The 25,503-nt window shown below is 67.8% G+C and carries 25 protein-coding genes; 10 read left to right on the top strand and 15 right to left on the bottom strand.

Annotated features, from left to right (window positions below; all coding sequences use genetic code 11):
- Positions 1-134: 134 nt before the first annotated feature.
- Complete coding sequence (locus AAF481_08220; protein MEM7481147.1) at positions 135-1,541, top strand: PhoH family protein; 1,407 nt, start codon at positions 135-137, stop codon at positions 1,539-1,541.
- Positions 1,542-1,969: 428 nt separating this feature from the next.
- On the opposite strand, the gene AAF481_08215 is transcribed toward AAF481_08220, so the two are convergent.
- From AAF481_08215 to AAF481_08155, 13 genes are all read right to left on the bottom strand, one after another.
- Positions 1,970-3,151, bottom strand: a complete 1,182-nt coding sequence (locus AAF481_08215) for an MbnH family di-heme enzyme (protein ID MEM7481146.1) — start codon at positions 3,149-3,151, stop codon at positions 1,970-1,972.
- Between the two features lie 11 nt (positions 3,152-3,162).
- Positions 3,163-3,822: a tetratricopeptide repeat protein gene (locus tag AAF481_08210; protein MEM7481145.1), complete on the bottom strand. Its 660-nt coding sequence runs from the start codon at positions 3,820-3,822 to the stop codon at positions 3,163-3,165.
- A gap of 73 nt (positions 3,823-3,895) precedes the next feature.
- The gene (locus tag AAF481_08205) at positions 3,896-4,597 is read right to left on the bottom strand and encodes an SDR family oxidoreductase (GenBank protein MEM7481144.1); all 702 of its coding nucleotides are present in this window, start codon (positions 4,595-4,597) and stop codon (positions 3,896-3,898) included.
- On the bottom strand, positions 4,594-5,400 hold the full coding sequence (locus AAF481_08200; protein MEM7481143.1) for a hypothetical protein: 807 nt from the start codon (positions 5,398-5,400) through the stop codon (positions 4,594-4,596). The genes AAF481_08205 and AAF481_08200 overlap by 4 nt, the downstream gene beginning before the upstream one ends.
- A gap of 164 nt (positions 5,401-5,564) precedes the next feature.
- Positions 5,565-6,767, bottom strand: a complete 1,203-nt coding sequence (locus tag AAF481_08195; GenBank protein MEM7481142.1) for a flavoprotein — start codon at positions 6,765-6,767, stop codon at positions 5,565-5,567.
- 24 nt (positions 6,768-6,791) lie between these two features.
- The gene (locus tag AAF481_08190) at positions 6,792-7,565 is read right to left on the bottom strand and encodes an ATP-binding cassette domain-containing protein (protein ID MEM7481141.1); all 774 of its coding nucleotides are present in this window, start codon (positions 7,563-7,565) and stop codon (positions 6,792-6,794) included.
- The gene (locus tag AAF481_08185; protein MEM7481140.1) at positions 7,558-8,406 is read right to left on the bottom strand and encodes an ABC transporter permease subunit; all 849 of its coding nucleotides are present in this window, start codon (positions 8,404-8,406) and stop codon (positions 7,558-7,560) included. Before AAF481_08185 ends, AAF481_08190 begins: the two co-directional genes overlap by 8 nt.
- A gap of 152 nt (positions 8,407-8,558) precedes the next feature.
- The gene (pstC, locus tag AAF481_08180; protein MEM7481139.1) at positions 8,559-9,482 is read right to left on the bottom strand and encodes a phosphate ABC transporter permease subunit PstC; all 924 of its coding nucleotides are present in this window, start codon (positions 9,480-9,482) and stop codon (positions 8,559-8,561) included.
- Positions 9,482-10,339, bottom strand: a complete 858-nt coding sequence (locus AAF481_08175; protein ID MEM7481138.1) for a phosphate ABC transporter substrate-binding protein — start codon at positions 10,337-10,339, stop codon at positions 9,482-9,484. Before AAF481_08175 ends, pstC begins: the two co-directional genes overlap by 1 nt.
- 14 nt (positions 10,340-10,353) lie before the next feature.
- Positions 10,354-11,538: a methyltransferase domain-containing protein gene (locus AAF481_08170; GenBank protein MEM7481137.1), complete on the bottom strand. Its 1,185-nt coding sequence runs from the start codon at positions 11,536-11,538 to the stop codon at positions 10,354-10,356.
- Between the two features lie 40 nt (positions 11,539-11,578).
- Positions 11,579-12,598: a metallophosphoesterase family protein gene (locus tag AAF481_08165; GenBank protein ID MEM7481136.1), complete on the bottom strand. Its 1,020-nt coding sequence runs from the start codon at positions 12,596-12,598 to the stop codon at positions 11,579-11,581.
- 12 nt (positions 12,599-12,610) lie between these two features.
- Positions 12,611-13,510: a radical SAM protein gene (locus AAF481_08160; protein MEM7481135.1), complete on the bottom strand. Its 900-nt coding sequence runs from the start codon at positions 13,508-13,510 to the stop codon at positions 12,611-12,613.
- A 132-nt stretch (positions 13,511-13,642) separates the two neighbouring features.
- Positions 13,643-14,383: a DUF2064 domain-containing protein gene (locus AAF481_08155; protein ID MEM7481134.1), complete on the bottom strand. Its 741-nt coding sequence runs from the start codon at positions 14,381-14,383 to the stop codon at positions 13,643-13,645.
- Between the two features lie 678 nt (positions 14,384-15,061).
- Between AAF481_08155 and AAF481_08150 the strand changes: the two genes are divergently transcribed.
- The 9 genes from AAF481_08150 to AAF481_08110 all read left to right on the top strand — a co-directional run bounded on the left by AAF481_08150 (position 15,062) and on the right by AAF481_08110 (position 23,824).
- Positions 15,062-15,781, top strand: a complete 720-nt coding sequence (locus tag AAF481_08150) for a sigma-70 family RNA polymerase sigma factor (GenBank protein ID MEM7481133.1) — start codon at positions 15,062-15,064, stop codon at positions 15,779-15,781.
- A 35-nt stretch (positions 15,782-15,816) separates the two neighbouring features.
- Positions 15,817-16,590 (top strand): hypothetical protein, encoded by a 774-nt coding sequence (locus tag AAF481_08145; GenBank protein ID MEM7481132.1) that lies wholly within the window; start codon positions 15,817-15,819, stop codon positions 16,588-16,590.
- A gap of 635 nt (positions 16,591-17,225) precedes the next feature.
- Positions 17,226-17,810: a hypothetical protein gene (locus AAF481_08140; protein ID MEM7481131.1), complete on the top strand. Its 585-nt coding sequence runs from the start codon at positions 17,226-17,228 to the stop codon at positions 17,808-17,810.
- Between the two features lie 5 nt (positions 17,811-17,815).
- The gene (locus AAF481_08135; GenBank protein ID MEM7481130.1) at positions 17,816-18,853 is read left to right on the top strand and encodes a hypothetical protein; all 1,038 of its coding nucleotides are present in this window, start codon (positions 17,816-17,818) and stop codon (positions 18,851-18,853) included.
- A 120-nt stretch (positions 18,854-18,973) separates the two neighbouring features.
- Positions 18,974-20,038, top strand: coding sequence for a 3-oxoacyl-[acyl-carrier-protein] synthase III C-terminal domain-containing protein (locus AAF481_08130; GenBank protein ID MEM7481129.1), 1,065 nt, complete (start codon positions 18,974-18,976; stop codon positions 20,036-20,038).
- A complete protein-coding gene (locus tag AAF481_08125; protein MEM7481128.1) occupies positions 20,032-20,580 on the top strand; it encodes an isoprenylcysteine carboxylmethyltransferase family protein in 549 nt (182 codons plus the stop codon). Before AAF481_08130 ends, AAF481_08125 begins: the two co-directional genes overlap by 7 nt.
- A 2-nt stretch (positions 20,581-20,582) precedes the next feature.
- Positions 20,583-20,858, top strand: a complete 276-nt coding sequence (locus tag AAF481_08120; GenBank protein MEM7481127.1) for an acyl carrier protein — start codon at positions 20,583-20,585, stop codon at positions 20,856-20,858.
- Between the two features lie 13 nt (positions 20,859-20,871).
- Positions 20,872-22,677, top strand: coding sequence for a fatty acyl-AMP ligase (locus AAF481_08115; protein ID MEM7481126.1), 1,806 nt, complete (start codon positions 20,872-20,874; stop codon positions 22,675-22,677).
- Between the two features lie 10 nt (positions 22,678-22,687).
- Positions 22,688-23,824: an NAD(P)/FAD-dependent oxidoreductase gene (locus tag AAF481_08110; protein MEM7481125.1), complete on the top strand. Its 1,137-nt coding sequence runs from the start codon at positions 22,688-22,690 to the stop codon at positions 23,822-23,824.
- Positions 23,825-23,832: 8 nt separating this feature from the next.
- Here the strand turns inward: AAF481_08110 and AAF481_08105 are convergent, their stop codons facing one another.
- Both AAF481_08105 and AAF481_08100 read right to left on the bottom strand, forming a co-directional pair.
- Complete coding sequence (locus tag AAF481_08105) at positions 23,833-24,195, bottom strand: DUF2007 domain-containing protein (protein ID MEM7481124.1); 363 nt, start codon at positions 24,193-24,195, stop codon at positions 23,833-23,835.
- Between the two features lie 9 nt (positions 24,196-24,204).
- The gene (locus tag AAF481_08100; protein ID MEM7481123.1) at positions 24,205-25,443 is read right to left on the bottom strand and encodes a citrate synthase family protein; all 1,239 of its coding nucleotides are present in this window, start codon (positions 25,441-25,443) and stop codon (positions 24,205-24,207) included.
- Positions 25,444-25,503 lie beyond the last annotated feature (60 nt).

The raw sequence follows: 25,503 nt of genomic DNA, 5'->3' as shown, positions 1-25,503 counted from the left end.
GTTCCCTCGTTTCCCGTGCTGCGGTAGCATGGCGCTCTGTGGTCGAACCACCTGCGAAGCACCTTCAACTCACAGCAAATGCCTCCGGCACCCCGGGGACGGTCGTCGCACCGTCGAAGGAAGCGGTGTCCCCGATGGCCGGCCTGGCTGCCGATCCGGAGCCCTCGACCTTGAGCCAAGCCACCAAGGTTTTCGTTCTCGACACCTCGGTCATCCTCTATGACCACAACGCCCTCGACAGCTTCGAAGAGCACGATGTCGCCATTCCCTTGACGGTGCTCGAAGAGCTCGATCGCTTCAAGAAGGGCAACAGCGTTCTCAACCGCAACGCCCGGGAGTTCATCCGGCGCCTCGACGAATTCGCCGGCGATAACCTGTTGCGCGAGTGGATTCCGCTGAACGGCACCACCCGGGGCAGCGTCAAGGTCATCGTGCCGGATCCCGAGACAACTTCCGGCGCCAAAGGCGGTTCCGGGAAGGGCCCCGGTAGCAACGGACACTCGGCACGCAGCCTGTTCGGGGCCGACAACGACCACCGCATCCTCGACTCCGCCCTCGCCCTACAGCACCAGGTCGGCGAGCGCCGGGTGGTGCTGGTGTCGAAGGACATCAACCTCCGTTTGAAGGCTCGCGCCCTGGAATTGCCGGCGGAGGACTATAAGCACATCAAGATCGAGGACATCGAGAGTCTCTACCGCGGCCGCAGCGACGTCGCCCTGGAGGATCCGTCAATCCTCGGCCGGCTGCACTCGGAGGGCACCGTCGGGTGGGAGGAGATCTTCTCGGAGAAGCCGCCGGCCAACCACTTCTTCATCCTGAGCGGCCAGCAGGGCTCGGCCCTGGCGCGCTTCGATCCCCGGCGCGACTGCATCGAGCGGATCGTCAAAGAGCCGGCCTACGGAATCACCCCGCGCAACGCCGAGCAGACCTTCGCCCTCCAAGCCCTGCGCAACGAAGACATTCCGCTGATCACCCTCACCGGCCCGGCGGGCACCGGCAAAACCCTGATCGCCCTAGCCGGTGCCCTGGAGCAGAGCCGTAAGTTCCGGCAGGTCTTCCTCGCCCGGCCGATCGTGCCGCTTTCGAACCGCGACCTCGGCTACCTGCCCGGCGACGTGCAGTCGAAGATCACCCCCTACATGCAGCCGCTGTGGGACAACCTACGCTTCATCAAGAGTCAGTTCGACTCCGCGAGTCGTGCATTCAAGCGCCTCGACGAAATGGTCGAATCCGAGAAGATCGAGGTCATCCCGCTGGCCTACATCCGCGGCCGCAGCTTCTCGCGCAGCCTGTTCATCGTCGACGAAGCGCAAAACCTGACCCCCCACGAGGTCAAGACGATCATCACCCGCGCCGGCGAAGGCACCAAGATCGTGCTGACCGGCGACATCTTCCAGATCGACACGCCGTATCTCGATGCCCGCAGCAACGGCCTTTCCTATCTGATCGACCGCCTCAAGGGAAATCCCCTCTACGCCCACGTCAACCTGGACAAGGGCGAGCGTTCCGAGCTGGCCAACCTGGCGAGCGAGCTGCTCTAGCAGGCTGCTGATAAGGGCTGCGCCCATGGTTTAGCAGCCTGCGAGCTGTTTTTTCTAGGGGGCTGGGCGCCCCCTCGCGCGAAAGAACTGATTTTCGGGCACACCCCATCCTCGGCGCCATCGGCGGGGGGCGCCGAGCCGCCGCCTCGCCCTCCGGGCTCTGAGCGAGGCGCCGAAGGGACTCACGAGTTCAGCTCCCTACTAACGAAAAAGAGGGTCGCTGCGCGGGGGTTGTGCCACGCTGCGACCCTTGAAAGTGCCGTCGGGATCGGCGTTTCGCGCCGTGAGGGCGATGCGCGATCCGGACACCCCGGTTCGAACCCTCGCGCTCCACAAGCGGCGTGGAGAGTGGGTTCATAGAGGGGTGGCACGGGGACCGAAAAACGTTTCAGCTTGAGATGAGATCCGAAGATTTTTCGGGGCTGGAGCTACCGGCTCGCCTCTGGCCAGGGATTTCCATAGGCGGGGTTCTCGACGAAGGCGCGGTCCGTCAGGGCTTCGAGGAAGACGATGAGATCCTGGCGGTCGGCGGCGCTCAGGGTGAAGCCGTGGACCCTCACGCTCTGCTGCAGGTGGCCTTCGCCGCCGCGGGCGTAGTGCTCGATCACCGATTCCAGATCCGGCAGGCTGCCGTCGTGCATGTAGGGCGCCGTCAAGGCGATGTTGCGCAGCGTCGGCGCCCGGAATCGGCCTTCGTCCTCCGGCCGGCCGGTGAATCGCTTGAGACCCTGGTTGGGCGAGGGGTAGTTCGCCTTGAGGCCGTTGTTGTGAAACAGAGGTTTGCGCTCGTCCGCTCCGGCGAACACCACCGGACCGGAGAAGGTGAAGCCGGCGTGACAGTCCGAGCAGCCTAGGGGGTGGGAGAAGAACAGATCCATCCCCCGCTCCGCATCGTCGGAGAGGGCATCGGCCTCGTCGCCGTAGACCCGCCGGTCGTAGGGCGAGTCGCCGGAGATCAGGGTGCGCTCGAAGGCGGCGATGGCGCGCATCAGGTTGTCGAAGGTGAAGGGGTCCGGCTGTGCCGGGAAGGCGCGGGGAAAGGCATGCGAATAAACCGGCTCCTCCCGCAGCAGCCGGAGCACTTCTTCCTCCCGGCCGGCCAGACCCATCTCCACCGGGTGCTCGTTGAACATCGGCACCCGCGCCTGCTCTTCGAGGCTCTCGAGGTTCGGATCGTCCCAGGCGAAGGAAGCGCTGTAGGCGACGTTGGCCAAGCTCATGGCGCCGCGCGGGTGGAGCTCGCCGGTGGCGCCCTCCGCCCGGGCGCGCCCGTCCGAGAACGCCAACTCCTGGCGGTGGCAGGTAGCGCAGGCGACGGTGCCGTTCACCGACAGGCGCCGGTCGTAGAACAGGTGGCGGCCGAGTTCCGCCTTGGCCGCAGTCTGGGGATTGTCCAGCGGGATCACCGGCGCTGGGAAGAACTCCGGAAGAAACTCCGCCAGGGGGCCAACGGAGGCCGCGACCGCTGGATTGCCGGCGGTAACCGCCGCGGGCCGAGTGGTTCCGCGGCTGGTGGAGGGCGAGGCGCAGCCGGCGAGGAGCAGGGCGATCACCGCCGCGCCGGCGATCCCTGATCCTCGGGCGCCGATCCTGCGCCGCCCGCCTGCCATCGGAACGCGACCTACCAGACGCGGTCGCGGAGCTGCGTCAGCGAGGCCGTTTGGTCGGCCAGCTTGGTGCGCTCGACGACCCAGGCATCGAAGGCTTCCAGAGTTTCCGCGTCGACCCCGTCGGGGTCCGCCTTGCGGTTCTCGAGCCAGGTCACCATAGCCGTCATCAGCTCGTCGGCCCGCTGCCGGTCGAGGCTGAAAAGGTGCATGTAGGCTTCCTTGGCGTCGTCCAGCCGGTTGAGGCCCAGGTAAGCCTCGGCGCGGTATTCGATCGCCTCGGTGTAGGTGGGAGCCAGCTCGAGGGCGGTGTCGTAGGCGGCCAGGGAGTCTTCGTACTCGCCGAGCTTGCGCAGGGCATAGCCGAGACTGCTCCAGGCCTGGTGGTGTTTCGGGTTCTGGTTCGTCGCGTCTTCGAAGCGCTTGGCGGCCTTGCGGTAGACCTTCTCGATCTTCTTCGCGTCGCCGTTTTGGTCTTCGATGGACCAGGCCTTGTCGCGTAGCTCGAGGCCGCGGTTGTAGGCGGCGTCGGCTTTCTGCTCCGGGGTCAGCTCCGGCAACGAAGGGCGCGGCGTTGGGGTCGGCGCCGACGAACCGCCGGCGGCGAATAGGGCCACCGGCGCGAGCAGGGCGGCGAGGGCCAGAAGGGAAAGAGCTGGGATCGGGCGTTTCATGGTGAGGTCCTCTTGGTCGTGGCAGGGTGGCATTTCAGTATATCGGTGGTTCGTCGGGGGCGATGCGGTGGCATCACCAGGAGCGCGTCATGCCGCCGTCGACTCGCAGGTTCTGGCCGGTAATGTAAGAGGCGTCCGGGGAGAGCAGGAAGGCCACCGTGCGGGCCACTTCCTCGACCCGCCCGGCACGCCCAGCGGGGATGCGTTCGAGGGAGGAGTCCTCCACCGGATAGCTGTCGATGAAGCCCGGCAGCAGGGTGTTCATGCGCACCCCGGCAGCGGCGTAGCGATCGGCGTAGAGTTTGGTGAAGGCACCGAGGCCGGCGCGCAGTGCCGAGGAAAGGGGAAAGTCGAGACTCGGTTCAACCGCTCCGAAGGCGGAGATGTTGACGATCGAACCGCCGCCCTCGGCCAATGCCGAAGTGACCACCCGCGCCATCCGCACGACGTTGAGCACCACCAAATCCAGCCCCTCGTGCCAGGCTTCGTCGTCGATCTCCAGCAGCTCACCGCGCGCCGGGTGGCCGGTGTTGTTGACCACTCCGTCGATGCGGCCCCAGCGTTCGAGGGCGCCTTCCACCAGCCGCTCCAGGTCCGCCGTTTCGGTGACCGAGCCGCGCACCGCCAGCGCCCCAAGTTCCTCGGCCAGGGGCTCCAGATCGTCAGAGCGCGAGAGCAGAGCCAGGGACCAGCCGCGCTCGGCCAGTTCGCGGGCGCAGGACGCTCCCATCCCCCGGCTGGCGGCGGTGACGAGGGCGACGGGCGGGGTGCTCATTCGCCGTCTCCCTGTTTGCTTTCAAGGGCTTCGCCTTCATCGGCGCCGGCGAGCCAGCGCAGAGTGTTGAGCAGCAGCCGAGGGTTTTGCTCGGCACCCTCGGAACCGAGGCCAATCACCACCCGGTGGTTGCGCGGTCCCGCCTCCTGGGAGGTGAACATCGTCGCCTCTCCGAAGGCCGCCACGCGACCCTCGCCGTGGGTGAAGGCCGCGCCCTGCAGCCAGCCTTCGGCGTCGAATCGCGGGGTGGACTCGTCGAACTCCCAGGGCACATCCGGCTGCAGGAAGATGACTCCGGGACCCAAGAGCATCAGCGGCGAAGCCCCCTTCGGAGCCCGGAAGGCGGAGCCGGTAAAGGATTTGACGTAGTCCACCCGCTCCTCCGGCCCCCGGCCATCGGTGATCGGGTGGGCGGCCAGGGTGCCCGCCTCGCGGCGGAAGGTGTAGGGGCCGCCCTGCCCGTCGACCATGGCGAAGCCGTCGGCCCACTGCAGGCCGAAGGCGGCGGCGAGGTCCGCGGAGTAGCCCGCCGCGGGCATGTGATCGGCGATTAGAAGGAGGGCGCCGCCATCGTGCACCCACTTCTCCAGCAGGGCGACTTCTGCCTCCGGGAAAGCCGAACTCGAACCCTCCGGAGCCCGGGCGTTAGCGGTCACCAGGATGTCCACCTCCGCCAAGGACTCGGCCGTGAGGGGTCCGAGGTGAGGCCCCACCCGGAAACCGTCACTGGCGGCGAACTCGGCGAAGGGTCGGTAGCGGCCGCCGACGGTATGGGCGTTGTTGTGGCTTTCGTCCAATGCCACGCGCGGACCGGCTCCGGACTCGTACTCCGGCTTCGGGGACCTCAAGTCGAAGCCGGGATCGCCGACCTGGCTGGGCTTTGGGCCACTGCTGCCGCAACCGGCCATTATCCAGAGCAGCAAGAGCCCAAAACATCCGCTCCACAGTTGGGGTCTGAACCCACCCGTCATGCGGCCTTGCCCTCCTCTTTGAGCAAGCCGAACACTTCGTCCACTTGCTGCCAGCCGGTGCGCATCAAGAAAGTGGTGTTGCGGCCGTAGGACTTGGCTCCGAGCAGGAAGAAGTCCGGCTCCGGATTGACCAGGGACTCGCTGCCGTGGCTGGTCTGGGCCAGGCAGTCGCCGCCGCCGGCGCCGAGTAGCGCCGCCGCCAGCTTCATCGGCCCGGCGGTGGCGTAGCACTCGTGCACCTGGAGCTGGCGATAGAGGCGGTAGTCGCCGACATATCCGGTGAGGGAGAGAATGCGATCCACCTCGACGACCGAGTCCGTTCCGCCGTCGCGCCGCCGCAAGGTCACCCGGAGCCGGTCGCCGGCTGGCGCCAGTCCCTCGACCACCACCCCGAGGCGGATGTCGAAGGCCGGCGAATCGCCGCTCGCCAGCTCTGCCGCTCGTTGCTCCAGAGCCAGTCGCTCGGGCAGCTCATCCTCCTCCGGCGCCGTCGGAGGCTCGGTCTTCCGCAGGGCCCATACGACCTGCGTCTCCGGATGGGATTGGGCGAGGTCGGCGAGATCGCGGGCGGCGGTACGGGCCGAATGGCCGGCGCCCACCAGCAGCACCGTTCGGTCCGCCCAGCCGCCGGCGTCGATCTTCGGCAGATGGCGGATGATCGCCCCGTCGGCGGCGTTCTCTCCAGGGGCCGGTATGCCGCCGTCGCCCAGGCGATTGGGTGAGCCGTAGGTGCCGGTGCAGTCGAGCACGATGTCGGCGCGTTCGATACGCTCGCCGCCGTCGGCGTCGCGAACGAGCAGCCGGAACGGTCGCTGCCGCCGGTTGCCGGTGCCGATCTCGTCACTCTTCACCAGGCCGTCGCGGCCCACTTCGAGCACCCGCGTGCCGAGTCGCAGGCACGGCGCGATCTCCGGCAGTGCCGCCAGGCGGTCGAACACCTGCGCCGCCAGGTCGTCGCCGGTCGGACAGGCGCCCCCCGTCGGCGGCTCGTGTCCCACCGCTGCCAGGCGCTTTCGGGCGCGTGGCGATACGTTCAGGTCCCAGGGGGTGAACACCCGCACGTGGCCCCAGGAGCGCACCGCCGCGGCCGGTCCGTCGCCGGCTTCGAACAGAACGAATGGATAGCCGCCTTCGGCCGCCGCGAGGGCCGCTTCGAGGCCCGTCGGGCCGCTTCCGAGGATGGCGATTTTCGGCTTCATCTCAGGTTCTCCCCTGGGAGGTTGTCATCGGTCGGTCACCGCCGCCTCGGGCTCGGTCCAGGAATTCGGCAGGTCGCGCGTGGCGCCCTGCCGCTCTTCGCCGGCCATCGCTCCCACCCCGTCCCGCACGGTCAGGCGCAAGGTGACGTCCGCCAGGCGCTCCGCCTGGGCCGGTACGTGGGTCACCACCACGATGGCGCGACCTTGCTTGAGGCTCACGATGCGCTCTTCGATCTTGTGGGTCGCTTCCGGGTCGAGGGCGCTGGTCGGCTCGTCCATCAGCAACACCCGCGGCTCGAGGGCGAGGGTGCGGGCCAGGCACAGGCGCTGCTGCTGGCCGACGGACAGGAGGCTCGCCGCATCCCGCAACCGGTCTTTCACTTCGCTCCACAGGGCCGCTTGCCGCAGCGCTCGCTCGACCCGCTCGCCGAAGTTTTTTCTCTTGCCCGACAGGCCGAAGGCGACGTTGTGTTCGACCGAGCCCGGGAAGATCACCGGCTGCTGGAACAGCATGCCGACCCGCCGGCGCAGGGCGTCCGGATTCACCCGGCGGTCGAAGATCGGCTGACCTTCGACCCACACCTGGCCGGTCACCTGCAGGCCGGTGCTGAGGTCCACCAGGCGATTGCAGCAACGCAGCAGGGTGGTCTTGCCGGCGCCGGAGGGTCCGGTGAGGCAGAGCACTTGGCCGGTGTGGACGCTGAGATCGATACTCTGCAGCAGGGTGCGCTCGGCGCTCGACACCGTCAGGCGGCGAGCGACCAGCGGGGCATCCGTTGCCCGAAGAATCTCAGCCATGGCGCGCCTCCTCGTGGCTGCTGAGGCGTGCCGGCAGGGTCGCCAGGGAGAAGGCCGCCACCAGCAGCACGAGCAGCAGGGCGGCGCCCCACAGCCGGGCTCCGGCCCCGGGATGGAGCGAGTCCTGGGCCAGCACAAAGATGTGGTACGGCAGGGCCAGCACCGGACTGTCGCGGATGCCGGTGGGCAGCGTGGCGCCGGAGAACACCGCCGCCGTGAACAAGATTGGTGCTGTTTCGCCGGCCGCCCGGGCGAGGCCGAGGAGGGTGCCGGAGAGCAGCCCGCCGGCGCTCTGCGGCAGCACCACCGAGCGCACTACCCGATCCCGCGACAGGCCGAGGCCGTGAGCCGCCTCCAGGTACTTCCGCGGGATCGCCCGCACCCGCTCGGCGAAGGCGACGGTCACCGTCGGCAGGATCATCATCGCCAGCACGATGCCGCCGGCCAGCCAGGATTTGCCCCAGCCGAGGTAGCGCGAGAAGAACGCCATGCCGACGAGGCCGAAGAGGATCGAAGGGATACCGTTGGCGGCGTAGAGCACGGCATCGAGGCGGCGGGCCTGGGCCGGTGCGAGGCAGTAGCCGGCGAGGAGGCCCAAAGCGAGGGCCAGGGGGGTCGCGAATAGAGCCGCCGTCAACACCAGGACGATCGTCCCGACGAGCTGGTAGAGCAGCCCTCCGGCAGCGCCCGCCTCGGCCGAGGCGCTGGCGACGAGATCCCAGGACAGGCTTGGCCCGCCGAGCTGGGCGATGGTGGCGAGAAGGGCGACAAAAAGCGCTCCGACCACCAGCGCGCTGCCGGCGGCCCACAGTCCGAAGAGACGATCCGTCCAGCGGGCCAAAGGGGCTGGGCGCCCCCCTCGGCCGAAAAGGCGCGGTTTTTTGGCCTCACCCCCATCCCCGGCGGGCCTTCGACCCGCCGCCGAGCCCTCCCGGGCTCGGTCGCAGGTTGCCGCGGAGGACTGTGACAACCTGCGAGCATGCTCCGAAAGGTTCATGGCCGGCTCACCTGGTCCCGGCCCGGTACTCCCGCAAAGCGCCGGCCGATCAGGGTGATCCCCAGGGTCAGCACCAGCAGCACCAGCCCGAGACTCACCATCGCCGCCCAGTGCAGTGGGTCGCCCCAGGCGAGGAAGGTTTCGGAACCACCGAGCTTGCTGGTCAAGGTTTGGCCGGGTTCGAGGAGCACCGCCGGGGAAAGCGGATGCTCCGGCCATCGGTTGTCCAGACGGCCGACCACCAGGAACACGGCGATGGTCTCGCCCAGGGCGCGGCCGAGGGCCAGCAGCACCGCCGCCGCCAGTCCGGGGAGCGCCTGCGGCAGGGCGATCCGGGCGATGGTCTGGCCGCGGCTGAGGCCGAGGGCGCGGGCGGCCCGGCGCTGGTCTGCCGGTACCGCGGCGAGGGCGTCGTCGGCAAAGGTGGTGACCGTCGGCAGGATCATCACCGACAGCAGCAGTCCGGCGGTCAGCAGGGTGTCGCCGGAGAGCGGGTCGAAGGGTTCGGCGAGGCGGTAAACGACGTCCCGCAGCACCAGCACCCCGATCAGGCCGTAGACCACCGAGGGCACGCCGGCCAGCAGCTCGACGGCGGACTTGACCACCCAGCGGTCGCGCCGCCGGCGGTTGCCAGCGGAGGCGTTGAGGTACTCGGCGGTGAACAGGGCCGTACCCAATCCGAAGGGCGCCGCCACCAGGATCGCCACCGTGGCGACCACCACCGTGCCGTAGATCATCGGCAGCACGCCGAACAGCTCGGCGCGGTAGAACCATTGCACCCCGCCCAGGTAGTCGGCCGGGCTCTGGTGGCGCCACAGGGGCAGGCTGTCGACCGCCAGCATCGCTAGCTGGCCGAGGAAGAACAGACCGGCAAAGAGCCCGCCGGCCACGCAGGCACCGCGCACCCAACCGAGGCGCATCACCGGGTCGCCTTCTCCGCCGCCCGGTAGCCGCTCTCTTCCACCAGCCGTCGGCCGCGCTCCGAGAGCAGGAAATCGATCAGGGTTCGCGCCTCGGCCATCGGCTCGCCGTCGGTCAGGACGAGGAGCGGGCGGACGAGCGGATAGAGGCCGTGGTCGAGGTTGCGATCCGTCGGCGTGACGGTCGCGCCGTGCTCGTTCTCGAGGGCCAGGGCGAAGACCCTCTCACCGTCCGCCCAGGCGGCCGAGAGCTGGGTGACGGCGCCGCGGGTGGAGCCCACCTTGGTGCGGCCCTCTTCGTTCGAGCTAACCTCCGGTAGGCTGACTAGCGGTGCCTCGTCGGCGTCGCCGTAGAGCCAGTCCGCAAACACCTCCCAGGTGCCGCGGCCGGGCTCTTTGTTGAAGAACACCACCCGGCGATCCGGCCCGCCGACCTCTCGCCAGTTCTCAATCCTCCCCTCGTAGAGCCCCCGCACCTGGTCGCGGGTCAGCGAGCGCAGGCCGCTCTCCCACACGTCCTTCGAAACGGTCAGGGCGACGGCATCGAGACCGATGGTGACGGTGCGGAAGTCCGTCTCCGGATAGCGCTCACGGTCGCCGTCGTTCAACGGGCGCGACGACATCCCCACGTCCACCCTCCCGTCGCCGACGGAGGCGATGCCCCCGGAACTGCCGCCCTGGGTGTCCACGACGATCGCCAAACCCTGCTCCTGCCGCAGGATCTCGGCGGCCCGGGTGACCACCGGATTGACCGTCGACGAACCGTTGACCTTGAGTGCTTCGGCGGACTCTGCACCGAAGAACAGGCCGACGGCTAGGAGTATCGCCGCGCGGACGGTGGACGCGAAACATCTCATCACCGACGCCACCCTCAGCAGCAGTCCGAGCCGGGAGCGCAGAAGTCCGAGGCCTCGGTGGTGGCGTTGTAGTCCATACCCTTGGTTTCCTTCGGATGGCGGAGCACAGTGCGGTTGCAGTCAAAGGGCTGGGCTTCGGCCTGCGGGATCTCAACCCGCGGCTCGATCGCTTCGAACATCCCATCGTAGGGAGCCTGGCGATACAGTTCGAAGGTCTTCTCGCACACCGCGTAGCGCCGGCCGCGGGTCATCCTGTGGCCGTCGTCGTCGGTCACTTCCAGGAACGGTCCCTTGTAGATCACCGCCTGGTTGCGCTCCCAGCAGGGACCCTCCTTGCCCTTGAAGGCCTCGACCGTCAGGGAGCGGAACTCGATGCCGCTGACCGTCTGCCAGGGCTCTGGCTGACGCTCCAGAATGCGGACGCCGTGGAATCCGGCTTCTTCGAAGGCCTGGAGAAACCCTTCCTCGGTCAGCGCCCCGGAGATGCAGCCGCTCCACAGGTCCGGGTCCTGCTGGAGTTCCTCGGGCACCTCTTCATCGGCGACAATGTCCGAGATCACCGCCCGGCCGGCCTTCCGGAGCACCCGGTAAATCTCCTGGAAGAGCTGGCGTTTCTCCGGCGCCGCCACCAGGTTGAGCACGCAGTTGGAAACCACCACGTCCACCGAGTCGTCGGCCACCAGCGGCTCTTCCCGGCGCAGCCGGTCGAGGAGGCCCTGAGCCGCCAACAGGTGCTCGGCGTCGGTCACCGGCTGGCCGGCGAGTTCCCGGTCGAGGCGGTCGAGATCCAACCCCAGATCCTGGATCCGGCCGCGGCGAAATTCGACGTTGCCAAAGCCGATGCGCTCGGCCACCACCGGCGCCGCGCGGCGCGCCACGTCGAGCATGTCGGCGGTCATGTCGATCCCGATCACCTTGCCCTCGGAGCCGACCACCTGCGAGGCGATGAAGCAAATCTTGCCGGTGCCGCTCCCTAGGTCGAGCACCGTCTCGCCGGTCGCGAGGTAGCGGCTCGGGTCGCCGCAGCCGTAGTCGCGCTCGATCACCTCGGAGGGGATGACCTCCAAGTACTTCGGGTCGTAGTCCACCGGGCAGCAGAGCGCCGCCACCTGCTCCTGGGCGCCCTGCGCATAGCGTTGCCGGACAATCGATTCGACGGTGTCCGAAGTGGTCGATGCGGGGCTTTCGGCGATGGTCATTTCGTCCCTCTCTTTCCCAAAGATTGCGAAGTCATGGTGCTCAGTACTTGGAAGCCGCGCGCTCCCTCGGCGGCAGGACTTCGAGGCAGGTGGTCCACCATCCGCTGAGGATGGTCTCGACAAATTCTTCCGGCAGCTCTTCCCGGCGCATTTCCTCGGCCAGGCCTTGGTGGTCGTAGGCCAGTGGCACGAGTTCGACGTCGATGCCGTTGCGGCTCTCTTCGAGGATCGAGAACCACACCCGCGGGTCGCCGTCGTTCGCCGGCCGGCCGATCACCCCGACGTTGACGGCGTCGCGGCCGGAAGGCAGGCGGCGGTGCCAGTGCAAACCGGTGTGGGTACACAGGAGGCCGTCGCAGCGGTGCTGGTCGAGCAACGTCTCAAAATATGCCGCCGGGGCGCTGGAGAAGAACAGAAATTCGTTGATCCGCCGCGGCGAGCCGTGCACCAGCAGCAGCTCCCGGCTTCCCACCCTCACCCGCCGTTGCCGCGGCAGGGTGCCCATCCACGCCTTGAACTCCGGCGAGCAGTGGGCCTCCGTGTAGCGGTAGGAGAGAGTGGCGAAGTGGTTGTCGCGCGGGTCCGTATATCCGCAGTTGCAGTCTTCCCGACCGGAGGCAAGGGACTCCTCGTAGTTACCCTGAAGGGTCTTGACGGCGCCCTGCTCCAAAAGGGGCCGGACCTTCTCCGGGTGCGGACCGAAGCCGCCCAGGTCGCCGAGGCAGTAGACCGCTTCGGCATCGCGCCGGTGGGCCTCTTCGAGCAGTGCGGCGAGGGCGCAGTGATTGTTGTAGACGCCGCCGAAGACGGCGATCCGCCGGTACGGACCCTCCGCCTCCGGAGCGGGTCCTTCGGAATTCGGCCGGCGGTACTCCTGGCGGGCGTCGGCCCTCTCCTCGGGGTTCAGGGCCGTGCCGGCTTCGTCCACCGCCTTGCGGAAACGCTCCAGCGGAACGAGCTTCTCGCCCCAGGTGGCGAGGCCCCGGTGGCGCGTGAGCTTCTGCCGTTCGGCGGCGCGGCGCGCCTTCTCGACGGCGTCTTCTGGAATTCGGTTGGCCATCGTTTCGTCGCCTCAGGTCTTGCAGGAAACGCCGTAGACATGGCAGGTCCAGCAGGCCGGATGTTCGAGGGGATACGAGCCCAGGGTGTCGCTCAAGGTCTCGCCCATCTTGCCCTCCGGCTCATTGACCAGGATCGGGCACACCCATACGCCGCGGTCCGTCACCATGCGGCAGGAGCTGCACTGCAGGTGCTCCCAGCCGTCGTCCGCGACCTCGCCGGCGCGCAGCTTTTGCCAGCTCTCGTAGGCGCCGCCGCGCTCCGCTTCGGAGCCGATCTGGAACACCGGCAGCACCTTGAGCCGCGGCTTGTCGGCGCCCAGCCCGCGCAGCAGATCGAAGAACTTGGCCTTGCCCGCCTCGGTGCCGCTCACGCCGTGGACTTCGGTCACCGTCAACACCGGATTGAGGCCGGCGGCGAGAAGGTTGCGCACCCCGTTGAGCACCCGTTCGAAGGAGCCCTCGCCGCGGATCGGGTCGTTGCTGGCGGCGTCGAAGCCGTCTAGGGAAACGCGCAGGTCGAGGGAGTACTCGGAGGCATCTTGCAGGGCGCGCAGACGGGCACAGCGTTCGCTGTCGAGCAGCAGGCCGTTGGTCAGCACGTTGGCCGGACCCACCGCCAAGGTGGCTTCGAGAATCGCCTCCATCGCCGGATTCAAAAACGGTTCGCCGCCGGTGAAGTAGTACTCCTTCACCCCCAGCTCAACCGCCTCCACCAGGTAGCCCTCGACCTCGGCAAGGGACATCATCTCGTGGGTGCGGTTGGTCGGCGAGCAGGAGATAAAGCAGTGGTTGCAGGCCAAGTTGCACACCGTTCCGGCGACCTGAAACCACAAGGTATCGAGGGCCGCGAGACGCACCCGCGGGGGCGGCAAGTCGTTCCCTGGGGCGGCGCGGACGGAAGGTTCGGTCATGGCAACTCTCGTGTTCGGTGGCCGGTTCGCACCCGGAGCGCGGGCCGTCCACGTTGGGTCCCGCAGTGGCGCCGCCGGCCTGCGGCGGATCCACCGAAGCGGTATCGGACTAGAAGGTGTCGGAAATTGCGGTCAGGCGACCGCCGGCGGGCCGCGGGCGAGAAGGGGGGAGGCCTGCGAGTCGCGAGGCGAGCCGAGGCGGCGCGGCCGGCCGGGCCGCAGGGTCGCGGCGAGGCGCGCCCGCAGATGGCCGATGAGTCCTCGCCAGGCGCTTTCCGCGGAGCGCAGCCAGCGGATGAAGGCGGGAACATCGTCGATATCGGCCAGAGCTTCGAGTTCGACCACCTCCCGACCCTGGTTCTTCAGGATGCTCTTCAGGCTGCGCAGGGTGTGGCTCTGGCACCAGACGACGTTCTCCGCCAGTCCGGGGATCGGCCGGGCGGTGGCGATCAAGTACACGCCGCCGTCGGCGGCAGGCCCAAGGACCACCCGCTTCGGATCGGCCCGCAGGAGGCAGAGGGCTTGGCGGATGTGACGGGCCGAGAATCCCGGCGAGTCGGCGCCGACCACCACCAGCGGTCCGTCAGTGTGACCGCCCGCCCGCCCGATCGCCCGCGCCAGGCGCTGGCCGAAGGTGCCTCCTTCCTGCGGGGCGCGGAACACATCCTGCGGCAGATCGAGGTTCGTGGGGGCCGAGACCTCTAGCCGGCAGTGCGTCCGGCGGCCGGCTTCGAGGACGCCGTCGAGCCAAGCCCGGCGCGCTGCCACCTCCTCGTCTCGCAGCCGTGGCGGCAGTACCGGCCGGCGCACTGCATCACGGTCGGCGCCGAGGGTGAAGACGAGGAGGGTGGCGCGAGGAATCTCGGGGGTCATCATTCAAATCATACGCTGATGGGCGACGATCGGATTAGCGGGGCTTCGCGTCCGCTCGGCCATCGGGAGCTCGGAGTCGTCTTCCGAAGAGCCAATGGAGTACGGATCTCGAACCCTTCAACCATCGTCCGGAGCGAAGGAAAATACATCTCACCTCAAGACGGCTTTATTTTAGATGCTCAAGTATAACGCAAGATACTGCGATATCATTTCAGGACCTTGGGACGCTTCATGCTTTGGGCCTTGCCGCTGGTGATCCTGGTGAGTGCTCTGCACCAGGCGCTCGCGGCGCCCGCTGGACCGGTTCCGAGGGGCCTCTCAGCGTTGACGGTGATCGGTTTCTGGGGGCTTGAAGCCATCGCTCTGACAGCGCTTTTCCTACTGCTTTCTGAACGGGGAGGATCGTTCGTGGTCAGCGGATTGCTGACCGGTTGGACCGCCTGGTTGTTTCGGGGGCCGGTGGCGATTCTCAGTTCCGCTACGGCGGGACTCCCACCGCGACCGGGCGACTGGTCCTTCTCGTTGCGCGCTCTGGCCCTTTATTCCGCAACTGGCTTGGTGTTGGCCGCTGCGGCGTGGGCCTCGAGCCTTCGGCGGACGATAGAAAAAAAAGAGCCCTAGGGGCAACAATCTTCCCTTCGCGGAAGAATACGGCACAATTAATAGAGAAATTTCTCTATGTACATCAGTGTGTCAAAGGTGTATACTTTCTTAAGAAATGCAATTCAGCGCTGGCTTCGTTTGCGCCGAGAGCCCGGGAGTGCCGCTGCTCCCTGTGCCACCCCTCCCTCTGAGGCGAGGTCTAGCCCGTCTCCACCAGCGGAAGTTGGCACCTACCGGTGGACACTCCCTCGCCTACAAAGGGCACTGGCCGAAGATGCGGACGGGCTCGCTCGCTCGCTCTTCGAGCACTACTACAGTAGGTTGATCGGATTCTTCCTGCGCCGGGGAGTGCGGCGCGATGACTGCGACGATCTAGCCCAAGAGGCGATTTTTCGCATCATCAACAGAGTGAATAATTTTCGGGGCGAAAGCACCTTTGACTCCTGGGTCTTCAAGATCGCTCTGAACGAGCTACGGGAACACCGCCGTAGGTTCTCGGCCCAGAAGCGTGCCGGGAAGGAAGTTTCCATCGATGGGTCGCGGGACGAGGTGGAGGATCGCCCAGGCTGGAAAGGCGATCGGACACCGGAGCGAGAAGCCCTGCGGCGAGAGCAGGTGGGCCGTCTGCACGACGAGGTCCAGCGGCTGCCGCCGCGGATGCGCCAATGCATGCGTTTGTGGATGGCAGAATGGTCCTACCAAGAAATCGCCGACGAGCTGAACATCTCGCTAGCGACGGTCAAGGCTCACCTGGCCCAAGGCCGGGCCAAACTGAAGAGGCGGCTCGGCGGCTAGCTCCGACCCAGGGAGGCCTGCGCCAGGGAACCACCGTGGATCACCCGGAGGATCTCGAAGATCTCCTAGCTGAACTCGCCGCGCACACCGGTGCGCGTCACCCCTCGGTGGACGAATGGATCAGCTATGCGGAGGGGCGCTTGCCGGTGGAGGAGCGGGCTTGGCTGGATCTTCATCGCGAGCGCTGCGACGAATGCCGAGAAGTTATCGAAGAACTCTTGGAGTTTCCTCATCGCCCCGGCCCGTACCTATCCCAGGACCAGCGTGAGGCCGCCTGGGCGTCCCTGCGCAAACGGTTGGGTCGGGAGCCCACCGGCGCCGGGCCGGGTCTTCAGAGACCTTCGCCTTCGCGTCCCTTGCGCCGCACCACCGGCAGGATTTTGATGGCCGCCTGCTTGCTCTTCGGCCTGTGGGGACTGTGGGCCGTTCAGCGGGCGCAGCGAATTCTCGACGGAGAGTCCCTCGCCGGCGGAAACCTCGCGTTGGTTCGGATCGTCGAGGTGACCCCGCCGGTGCGCGGCGTCGGTGACGGTCCCTGCGTGCCCGGCGACCGGAGCACCGCCTTGGCGTTGAATCTTCGGCAGCTCGCGGCGCTCGGCCCGGACGAACCACTGGTGGCGGAGATCGTCGATCGCCGGGGTGCGGTGCGGCTGCGTCGGGAAGGCCTCCGCCGCCAGGGCGTCGGGGGCTCCCGGGAGATCCTCGCGCTACCCGCCTCGCGCCTCGAAGCCGGCCCGCACGTCCTCCGTTTGAGCGCCCGCGGCGGGCGCGACGTGGACACCTTCCACTTCGAGATCTGCAGCTCCTAGCAGGTTGCTGAAAAGGGGCTATGCCCTTTGATCTCAGCAGTCCTGCTAGCTCATTCTCTAGGGGGCTGGGCGCCCGCCCGCGGTCCGCCCCTCGCCTGAAAGCACTTGTGTTTTCAGGCCCACCCCATCCACGGCGCCTCTGGCGGGGGCGCCCAGTCGCCGCCGAGCCCTTTGGGGCTCGGTCGCAGGGTGCTGAAATTCCTGTCGGAGTTTTCAGCATCCCACTAAGAATTAGGTCTCAAGTTTTTTCGGCGGCGACTACCCCATTTTTCTCGCACCACGCTCTATAGGAAGTAGACGGCTTCGGTCGCACTGCCGGCACCGTGCCCATCAAGCGGGGCCCAACACTCCGCGGGGATGGATCCACACCGGCAATCCGCGGCCGGGGTTGACGCAAGTTCCTCCGCGGTCGGCCCTCAACCCTGAGGGCCGGCCCGCTTTTTTTACCGGTACTCCTGGAGCTCCGGGAGACCAGTGCGCCTTGGGAGGGGCACTTGGACCAAAGCAGAGCCTCGAGAGGATTCCAGACGCAGGACCGGAGGCCTGGGGCTTCTCAGCCAGAGGAGAGGCCGGTTTACCGTCCCGGCGGTTCCTCGGCTGGCTTGGCCCAATGGCAAGAACGGCTTCTTCCTCTGATGGCGCGTTCGGTAGCGGCTCTTGCCGTCTTCTTTTTTGTCGGCTCCCTCGCGCAACTGGCCTACCTCCAGTGGCACTTGACCCGGGAATCTCCCAACATCCTCACTGAGATCGAGCCTGAACTTCTGCCGCCCGGTCAAGTGGAGATTGCTGCCCTGCTCGAATCCGACGTCGTCGCCCGCCGCTATCGGCTGGCTTCGATGCAGATGATGGGCCAGTTGTGGATTCGTTACCTCGGCTTCGTCACCGGCATGATCATGGCGATCATCGGAGCCGTCTTCGTACTCGGCAAGCTCAGAGAGGAAGACACGCGGGTGCAGGCGGAAGCTTCGCCGTTCAAGATGTCGATCGCGACCGCTTCACCGGGCATCATCTTGGCGCTCGTTGGCGCGGGTTTGATGATGGCAACGGTGCTCACCAAGCAGAGGTCCACGGTCGAAGACGCTGCGATCTATCTTCTGCGACTGCCCCCGAGCGATGCGAGCAACGGTACCGAACTCGCCGACCAGCTAGACGCCATCCGAGCGCGCCGCGCAGGCGAATCGACCGCCGGCATCAAGTCCGATGACCTGCGAGAGGAGTGACTGACATGAGCACTTGCCGGCTAATCCGTTTCTATCCGCTGCGAGCCGCGGGTTGGATCCTTGCCTGTGCACTGCTCCTCCCGGCAGGAGCCGACGCCCGAGACCAGCGGCCCAGAGGCGAACTCAACAGCGAGCAGCTATACGAGGAAGCTCGGAACGCGCTCCATCGGGCAGATTGGCGGCTGGCCTCCCATCTCCTCAGCGCCCTGCTCTGGCAGTCCTACGACGCGCTGGACCCGAACTTCCGATGGAAGGTGGGATCGCTGCTTGCTGAAGCCGAGAACAACTACAAAAGCGAGATCCTGATGCTAGCAATGGCGAACTGCGAGCCACCCACAGCGGGCTCCGACAGCAAGTCAGACGATCTACAGGGAGTTCCTGCCAGGTCGAAAGTCACGAGTCGCCAACGGCAAGCCACGCCGCTCATCCTGCCGAAACTCAAATACGCGCAAGGTCGTCAACCACAGGGCGCAGCTCCTCCTTGTACTTCCGAGAAAGCTGCGCTCCACAGCACGCGGCAGGAGGTCGTCAGGTTGCAGCAACAGCTCGATCGTTCTGCAACCGAATCGAAGGCGAGTTGCGCGCGACAAACAGATCAGCTCGCCAAGAAACTGGCCGCCGCTTCGACGCTCGGCAAGGAGGAATTCTCTCGCGACTCATGCAGTGGCCTGGTTACGGTGGTCGGCCACGACTTTTGGCAGAGTTCTGTTGAGGTTGCAGCGCTGATCAACGAGTCAGATGTCCACACACTCGAGGCACAACGCAAAGCGCTTGAGTCGAGGATCGGTGAGTTGGCATCCGCGATCGCGCAAACGGACCTCTCCCCAGGGGTCAGATTGAAGCGTTCGGCGCGCAAGTCGAGGCGCCAGCAACTCCGCAGGTTGAGACAGGAGCAAAAGGACCTCGAAGGTCGGCACGAAGGGCTTTCTCGCGACATCACTGCGGCCTGCGGCAAACGCATCCAGGCCTTGGAAGAACTCACAGAGAATCGCATTCGTGTGATCGAGAAACGCCTCGCCGATGTGAAGAAACAGTCCAGGTAGGCCGCCTTCTCTCCCCGGCCGAATTGTTAGGCTGAGTGGCGAGAGGTGCCGAAGTCCGTGGAGGATCCGGGCTAAGATCGGCTACGTGCCGAGTTCCCTAGAAGTACCCGAGCCTGCCGCGTGAAGATCGCCGCCGTTGGGAAGTCCTTCCCACCGCACTACTACGACCAGGAAACGCTCGTCGCGGCCCTGCGGGACCACTGGGCGGAACGCCACTTCAATTTGCGGCGACTGGAGCAACTGCACCGCAATGTGATGGTCGGCGGACGCTACCTCGCGCTGCCGATCGAACGCTACGCCGGCCTCGATACCTGGGGCCAGGCGAACGACGCCTGGATCGAGGTGGCTCAGGAGGTCGGGGGCGAAGCGGTGCTCGGCGCCCTCGCCGGCGCCGGCCTGACGGTGGACGATGTCGGCGCTATTTTCTTTGTCTCGGTCACCGGCGTGGCCACCCCTTCGATTGACGCACGGCTGGTCAATCGCCTGGGCCTACCGGAAAACATCAAGCGCCTGCCGCTCTTCGGCCTCGGCTGCGTCGCCGGCGCTGCCGGCATTGCCCGGGCGGCGGACTACGTGCGCGCCTTTCCGGATCAAGTGGCGGTGCTGCTGTCCGTCGAGCTGTGCTCTTTGACTCTTCAGCGGCAGGATCTCTCGATTCCCAACCTCATCGCCTCGGGCCTCTTTGGCGACGGCGCCGCGGCGGTGGCGATCACCGGCGCCGAGCGCGGTACGCTGCCCGGTCACGCCGCCGGGCCGGAAATCGTCGCCACCCGCTCGGTGTTCTATCGCGATACCGAGCGGGCGATGGGCTGGGACATCTCCGAACGCGGCTTCGGCATCGTCTTGGGGCCGGAGGTGCCGGAGATGGCGCGGGACCACCTGGGCAAGGATGTCGACCGCTTTCTCGTCGACCACGGACTGGGGCGCGGCGATGTCGCCCGCTGGATCTGCCACCCCGGAGGCCCGAGGGTGCTGTCGGCCATCGGCGAGGCCCTGGAGCTGTCCGAAGACGACCTGGCGATCCCCTGGCGGAGCCTTCGGGAGGTGGGCAATCTGTCGTCCACCTCGGTTTTGCTGGTGCTGGAAGAAACCCTGCGCGAGCGGCCGCCGGAAGCCGGCGCCTGGGGGGTTCTCCTGGCTATGGGGCCGGGTTTCTGCTCGGAGCTGGTGTTGCTGCGATGGTAGACCTCGACAGCCGGTGGATCTTCACCCTGGCGGTGGCGGCGGTGGCCTGCGAACGGCTGGTCGAGCTGGTCGTGTCGCGGCGCCATGAGCGGATTCTCCGCGGTCGCGGCGCCGTCGAGGTGGGGGCCTCTCACTATCCATGGATGGTTGCCCTCCACACCAGTTTCTTGGCCGCCGGGCCGCTCGAAGCGTGGCTCTTCGGTCGGCCGTTCATTCCCTGGCTCGGTTGGATCGCGGCGGCGGTGGTGGCTGCGACTATGGCGCTCCGCTACTGGACCATCCGTACTCTCGGCACTCGCTGGACGACCCGGGTGCTGGTGCTGTCAGAGGCCCCGCTGGTCGAAGGCGGCCCGTTTCGCTGGTTGCGCCACCCCAATTACCTGGCCGTGGCCCTGGAACTGTTCGCCTTGCCGTTGATCCACGGCGCCTATGGGACGGCCCTAATCTGGGGCATTTTGAATCTATGGCTCCTGAAGGTGCGAATCTCCATTGAGGACCATGCCCTGCGCGGCGCCTCGCCCTCGGCCGTCAAGGTGTTCTGATCATGAACTCGACTCTCCTCGATCCAACTCCCGAAGCGGTGCTGGCCGGCGTCACTGGCGTGGCTCGCGAGCATCTCCAGTGGCAGGGGCCGGTGCGCCCGGAAATGCACCTGGTGGAGGATCTGGGGCTCGATTCGCTCCGCCTCCTCACCCTCGCCGTCGAAATCGAAAACCACTTTCGGGTCATCCTCGACGATGCCGACGAGGAGACCATCGAAACCGTCGGCGATCTGGTGGCGACCATCTCCGACAAGCTCGCCACGGGGGAAGCCGAATGAGCGGGGAGGTGAAGTGAGCCTCTCCACCCTGGCCGCGGAGACGCTCAACGACTTTCTGGCGCGCGCAGCGGATTTTCCTGCAGCGGGGCTGCGCTTCGTCGATCGCCGCGAGGCGGAAACCTTCGCTGCGTGGTCGGAACTGCTCGATCGGGCGCTGATCGTCGCCGGCGGATTGCGCGCCGCGGGGGTGCGGCGTGGTGAGCGGGTGGCCCTCGTCTTCCCCACCCAGCCGGCCTTCTTCGCAGCGTTCTTCGGCGTTCTGGCCTGTGGCGCGGTGCCGGTGCCGCTCTATCCGCCGGTGCGCCTCGGTCGCCTCGCGGAGTACCACCGGCGCACCGCCGCCATGATCCGGGCCGCCAACGCCCGCATGGTCCTGGCAGCGCCCCGGGTGCGCCGCATCCTCGGCGAGACCATCGAACAGGCTCAGCCGCCCCTCGGTTGCCACCTCTTGAGCGATCTGCCGGCGGAGCCGATGGAGCTGCTGCCGGTGGAACCGGACGATCTCGCCCTGGTGCAGTTCTCTTCCGGCACCACCGTCGATCCCAAGCCGGTCGCCCTGACGCACCGCGCCCTGGTCGCCCAAACCCGCGCCCTGAACGAATTTTGGCCGGACAGTGCGCTGATCGAGCACTCGGGAGTGAGCTGGCTGCCGCTCTACCACGACATGGGGTTGATCGGCTGTATCCTGCCGGCGCTGGAGCGCCCGGCGCTCCTCACCCTGCTTCCGCCGGAGGCCTTCGTTGCCAGGCCGGCGCTGTGGCTGCGCGCCATTTCGCGCTACCGCGCCACCGTCTCGCCGGCGCCCAATTTCGCCTACGGCCTGTGTCTGGCGAAGATCCGCGACGAGGAGATGGAAGGAGTGGATCTTTCCTGCTGGCGGGTGGCCCTGAACGGTGCCGAGGCGGTCGCGCCGGAGGTGCTGCGGGCGTTCCGAGACCGCTTTGCCCGCTGGGGTTTCCGGCCGGAGGCCCTGACCCCCGTCTACGGTCTGTCCGAGGCGGCCCTGGCGGTGACCTTCTCGGATCTCGGCAAGCCCTTTCGCAGCGAGACCTTCGATCGCCGGACTCTCTCCCGGCAGCGCCGCGCGGAGGTGGCCGAAGACGGCCTCGAACTGCCCTCTCTGGGCCGGCCGCTGCCGGGCTTCGAGGTAGAAATCCGGGCCGAGCATGGTGGCGACGGGACGGCTCTCCCCGAGGGGCACATCGGCCGCGTCTGGGCGCGCGGGCCATCGCTGATGGAGGGGTATCTGAATCGCCCCCGGGCGACCGCCGAGGCGCTGGTCGACGGCTGGCTGGACACCGGCGATCTCGGCTTTCTGCGCCACGGCGAGCTGTACCTGACCGGCCGGGCCAAGGATTTGGTGGTGCTGCGCGGCCGCAACCATGCGCCGGAGGAGATCGAGCATCCGGTGTACGGCGTGGCCGGGGTGCGTTCCGGCTGCGCTGCGGCGGTGAGCTGGCTGCCGGAGGGCGAGGGTCAGGAAGAGCTGGTGCTGTTTGTCGAGACCGCCCGCGACGCGACGGACGAAGAGATCGAAGGCCTGCCGGAAGCCTGCCGCCGGGCGGTGCTGGCGGCGGCCGGCGTCGCGCCGGATCGGGTGGTGCCGCTGGAGCCGGGCACTCTACCGCGCACCACCTCCGGCAAGCTCCGACGGCAGGAGGCCCTGCGCCTCTACCTGGGGGAAGAGCTAACTCCGCCGAATCGGGTCACCCCCATCGGCATGCTCGGCGCCCTCGCCCGATCGGGCTTCGCCTATGTACGCGCCCGCCGAGCCCAGTCTTCGGCCTCCCCGAATCCTCCTTCCGAGCCCGAGCCGTGAGATCTACGCGGTGAGGGACCTGGTGATCGTCGGAGGCGGACCGGCCGGCCTGTCGGTGGCGATCGGCGGCCACCTCGCCGGCCTGCGGACCACCGTGCTCGACCGCTCCCGGCCGCCCACCGACAAGCCCTGCGGCGAGGGCCTGATGCCCGACGGACTGGCCGCCCTCGAACGCCTCGGCATGGCCGCCGCGGACCTCCGAGGCCGGCGTTTTGGGGGCATCCGCTACCGGCAGGAAACACCCGAGGGGGCCACCGTCGCCAGCGGCCGCTTCCCGGTCGACGGTGGATTGGGCGTGCGCCGCACGGACCTCCACCGGCGGCTCGTGGAGCGCGCCGAAGCGGTGGGGGTCGAGCTGCGTTGGGGAGCATCCGTCGAGGGCATCGAGCCGGCCGGCGAGGGGTGGCGCACGATCGGCCAGGGCGCCGTCGCCGAAGGGCGCATCTTGGTGGGCGCAGACGGCCTGCGCTCCCGGGTGCGCCGCTGGGCCGGCCTCGCCGGCCGCCCGGCGCGGGCCGCCCGCTTCGGCGCCCGGCGACACTTCCGGCTGCGGCCCTGGAGTTCCTTCGTCGAGGTCTGGTGGGCGGCCGGCTGCGAGGCCTACGTCACGCCGGTGGCGGAAGACGAGATCGGGGTCGCCCTGTTGTGGGGTCGTCGACGGGCCGGCGAGCGAGTGGGTTTCGACGACCTGCTGCGGTGCTTTCCGGTGCTGCGGCAGCGGCTGGCCGGGGCGGCGGCGAGCAGTCCGCTGCGCGGCTGCGGTCCCCTGCGCCAGCGAGTGCGCTCGGTGCGACGGGGCAATCTGCTGCTGGTCGGCGATGCCGCCGGTTATGTGGACGCGATCACCGGCGAAGGCTTGTCGTTGGCCTTTCAGCAGGCCGAAGCGCTGGTCGCCGCCGTCGCTGCCGGCGAGCTGTCGCGCTACCCCGTCGCCTGCCGGCGGCTGCGCCGCCTGCCGGACGCCATGACCCACCTGCTGCTCGCCCTCGCGCGACGTCCGGCCTGGCGCCGCCGGGCGATCAAGGCGTTGGCGGCGGAACCGGGGCTGTTCGACCGGTTGCTCGCCGTCCACGCTCGGCAATCGGGCCTTGGGGCTGTGGGTCTGGGTGGTGCCGCCCGCTTGGCCTGGCGGTTCGCGACGGTGTAGGAAGGGACTCAGTCCGGTTCCAGGTCCTCACCATCGAAACTGACGTCGCTGGCTTCGATCACCGCCCGGGCCTGCTCGATGTAATTCTCCGAAACCATCACCGAAGCGGCCAAGCCGTCTTTCGAGAAGATGCCGCCCTGGCCGGCGATGGGCAACATGTGGAGAGATTCCTCGCCCTGCACGAAGTACGGAATGCCCTCCGCTTCGAGCAGGGTCTTGAGCACGCTCAGGCGCACCGGATCCGCCGCCTTGACCAGGCGGACGGGATCCGCTCCTTCGTCAACGGCCCCTCCCGGCACCAGGGGAATCTCACAATCGGCACAGCGGTCGATTCCTGCACGAAACTCGGCGCGGCAATTTGGGCAGATCATGGAATGAGTCTAACCCGGTGCCGGTCCGGTGTAGCGGGCGCGCGGCCGGATCAGGCGGCCGGCGGCGTACTGCTCGATGGCGTGGCCGATCCAGCCGAGGGTCCGGCCGAGGGCGAAGAGGGCGAGGGGTGCAGCGCGCGGCAAGTCGAGGGCGCCGGCCAGCGCCACCAGGCCGACGTCGAGGGTCGGCTTTTCGCCCAAGATTTCGTCCGCCGCTGCGACCAGGGCCGGAACGGCAGTGACCTCGGGAGCCGCCTTGGCGGCCAGTTCCAAGAGCAAGGCAGCGCGTGGATCGCCGGCCGGGTAGAGGGTGTGTCCGAAGCCCGGCACCTGCGCGCCGCGGCGCAAGCGCTCGCCGAGGGCCTGCCGGGCATCGCCCAGCGAGTTCACCTCATCGAGGAGGGCTTCCACCCGCGCCGTGTGGCCACCGTGGCGCCGGCCGCGCAGGGCTGACAGGCCGGCGATCACCACGTCGTAGGGGGACGACTCCGCCGAGGCGACGCAGCGTGCCGTGAAGGCCGAGACGTTCAATTCGTGGTCGGCACAGAGGATCAGGGCGGCGCGCAACAGGCCGGCGGCCTCCGGCCGTTCCGGCGCCCAGCAGGCTGCCAATTGCGCCGCCGCTCCGGTCCCCGCCGCCGGGAGTTGCTCCGCCGCGCCGCTGCCGGCCGCGCTCATCTCGGCCACCATGCGCCGGAAGATACGGACTCCGGTCCGTGGCACCGCCTTCGGCCGCAGGTCCCAGGCGCCGGGGTCGCTGCCGGCGGCGCTGGCGAGGGCGACCTGGCAGCGGCTGATCGGGTCCCAGTCCCCGTCCGCGGCGTCCTCGATCTGCGGCGGGTCGTCGTTCGGTGGGCTGCCGCTCTGCGGGCCGAAGAGGTCGGCACCGTCTTCCGCGCCGCCGGTCCACAGCAGGGCCGCCACGTCTTCCACGCTCCGGCTGCGAGCCAGGCGGCTGGCATCCCTACCCCGGTAGTAGAGGCGTCCGCCTTCGATCAGGGTGATAGCGGACTCCAGCAGCGGCGCGCCGAAGTCGAGGGCCGTCGGCACGGCGCTCTCCGGGTCCCGCCGGAGCGCCTTGCGGGCGGCCAGGCGCTCGATCTCCTGGCGCCGGTAGCGGCGCCCCCGCGGCTCCCCGGGAATCGGTTCCGAGGTCAACATGCCTCGGCTCACGTAGGCATACAGGCTCGCCACCCGAATGCCGAGGCTGTTCGCCGCCTCTTCGGCGGTCAGAAAGTCATCGGCCATGAGCATAATCTCACATATATTGATTTTTAGATCAAGATTGACAATATGCACAATCCGGGC

Source organism: Acidobacteriota bacterium (assembly GCA_039030395.1).
Lineage (GTDB): Bacteria > Acidobacteriota > Thermoanaerobaculia > Multivoradales > JBCCEF01 > JBCCEF01.
This window is presented reverse-complemented; position numbering and strand designations above follow the sequence as displayed.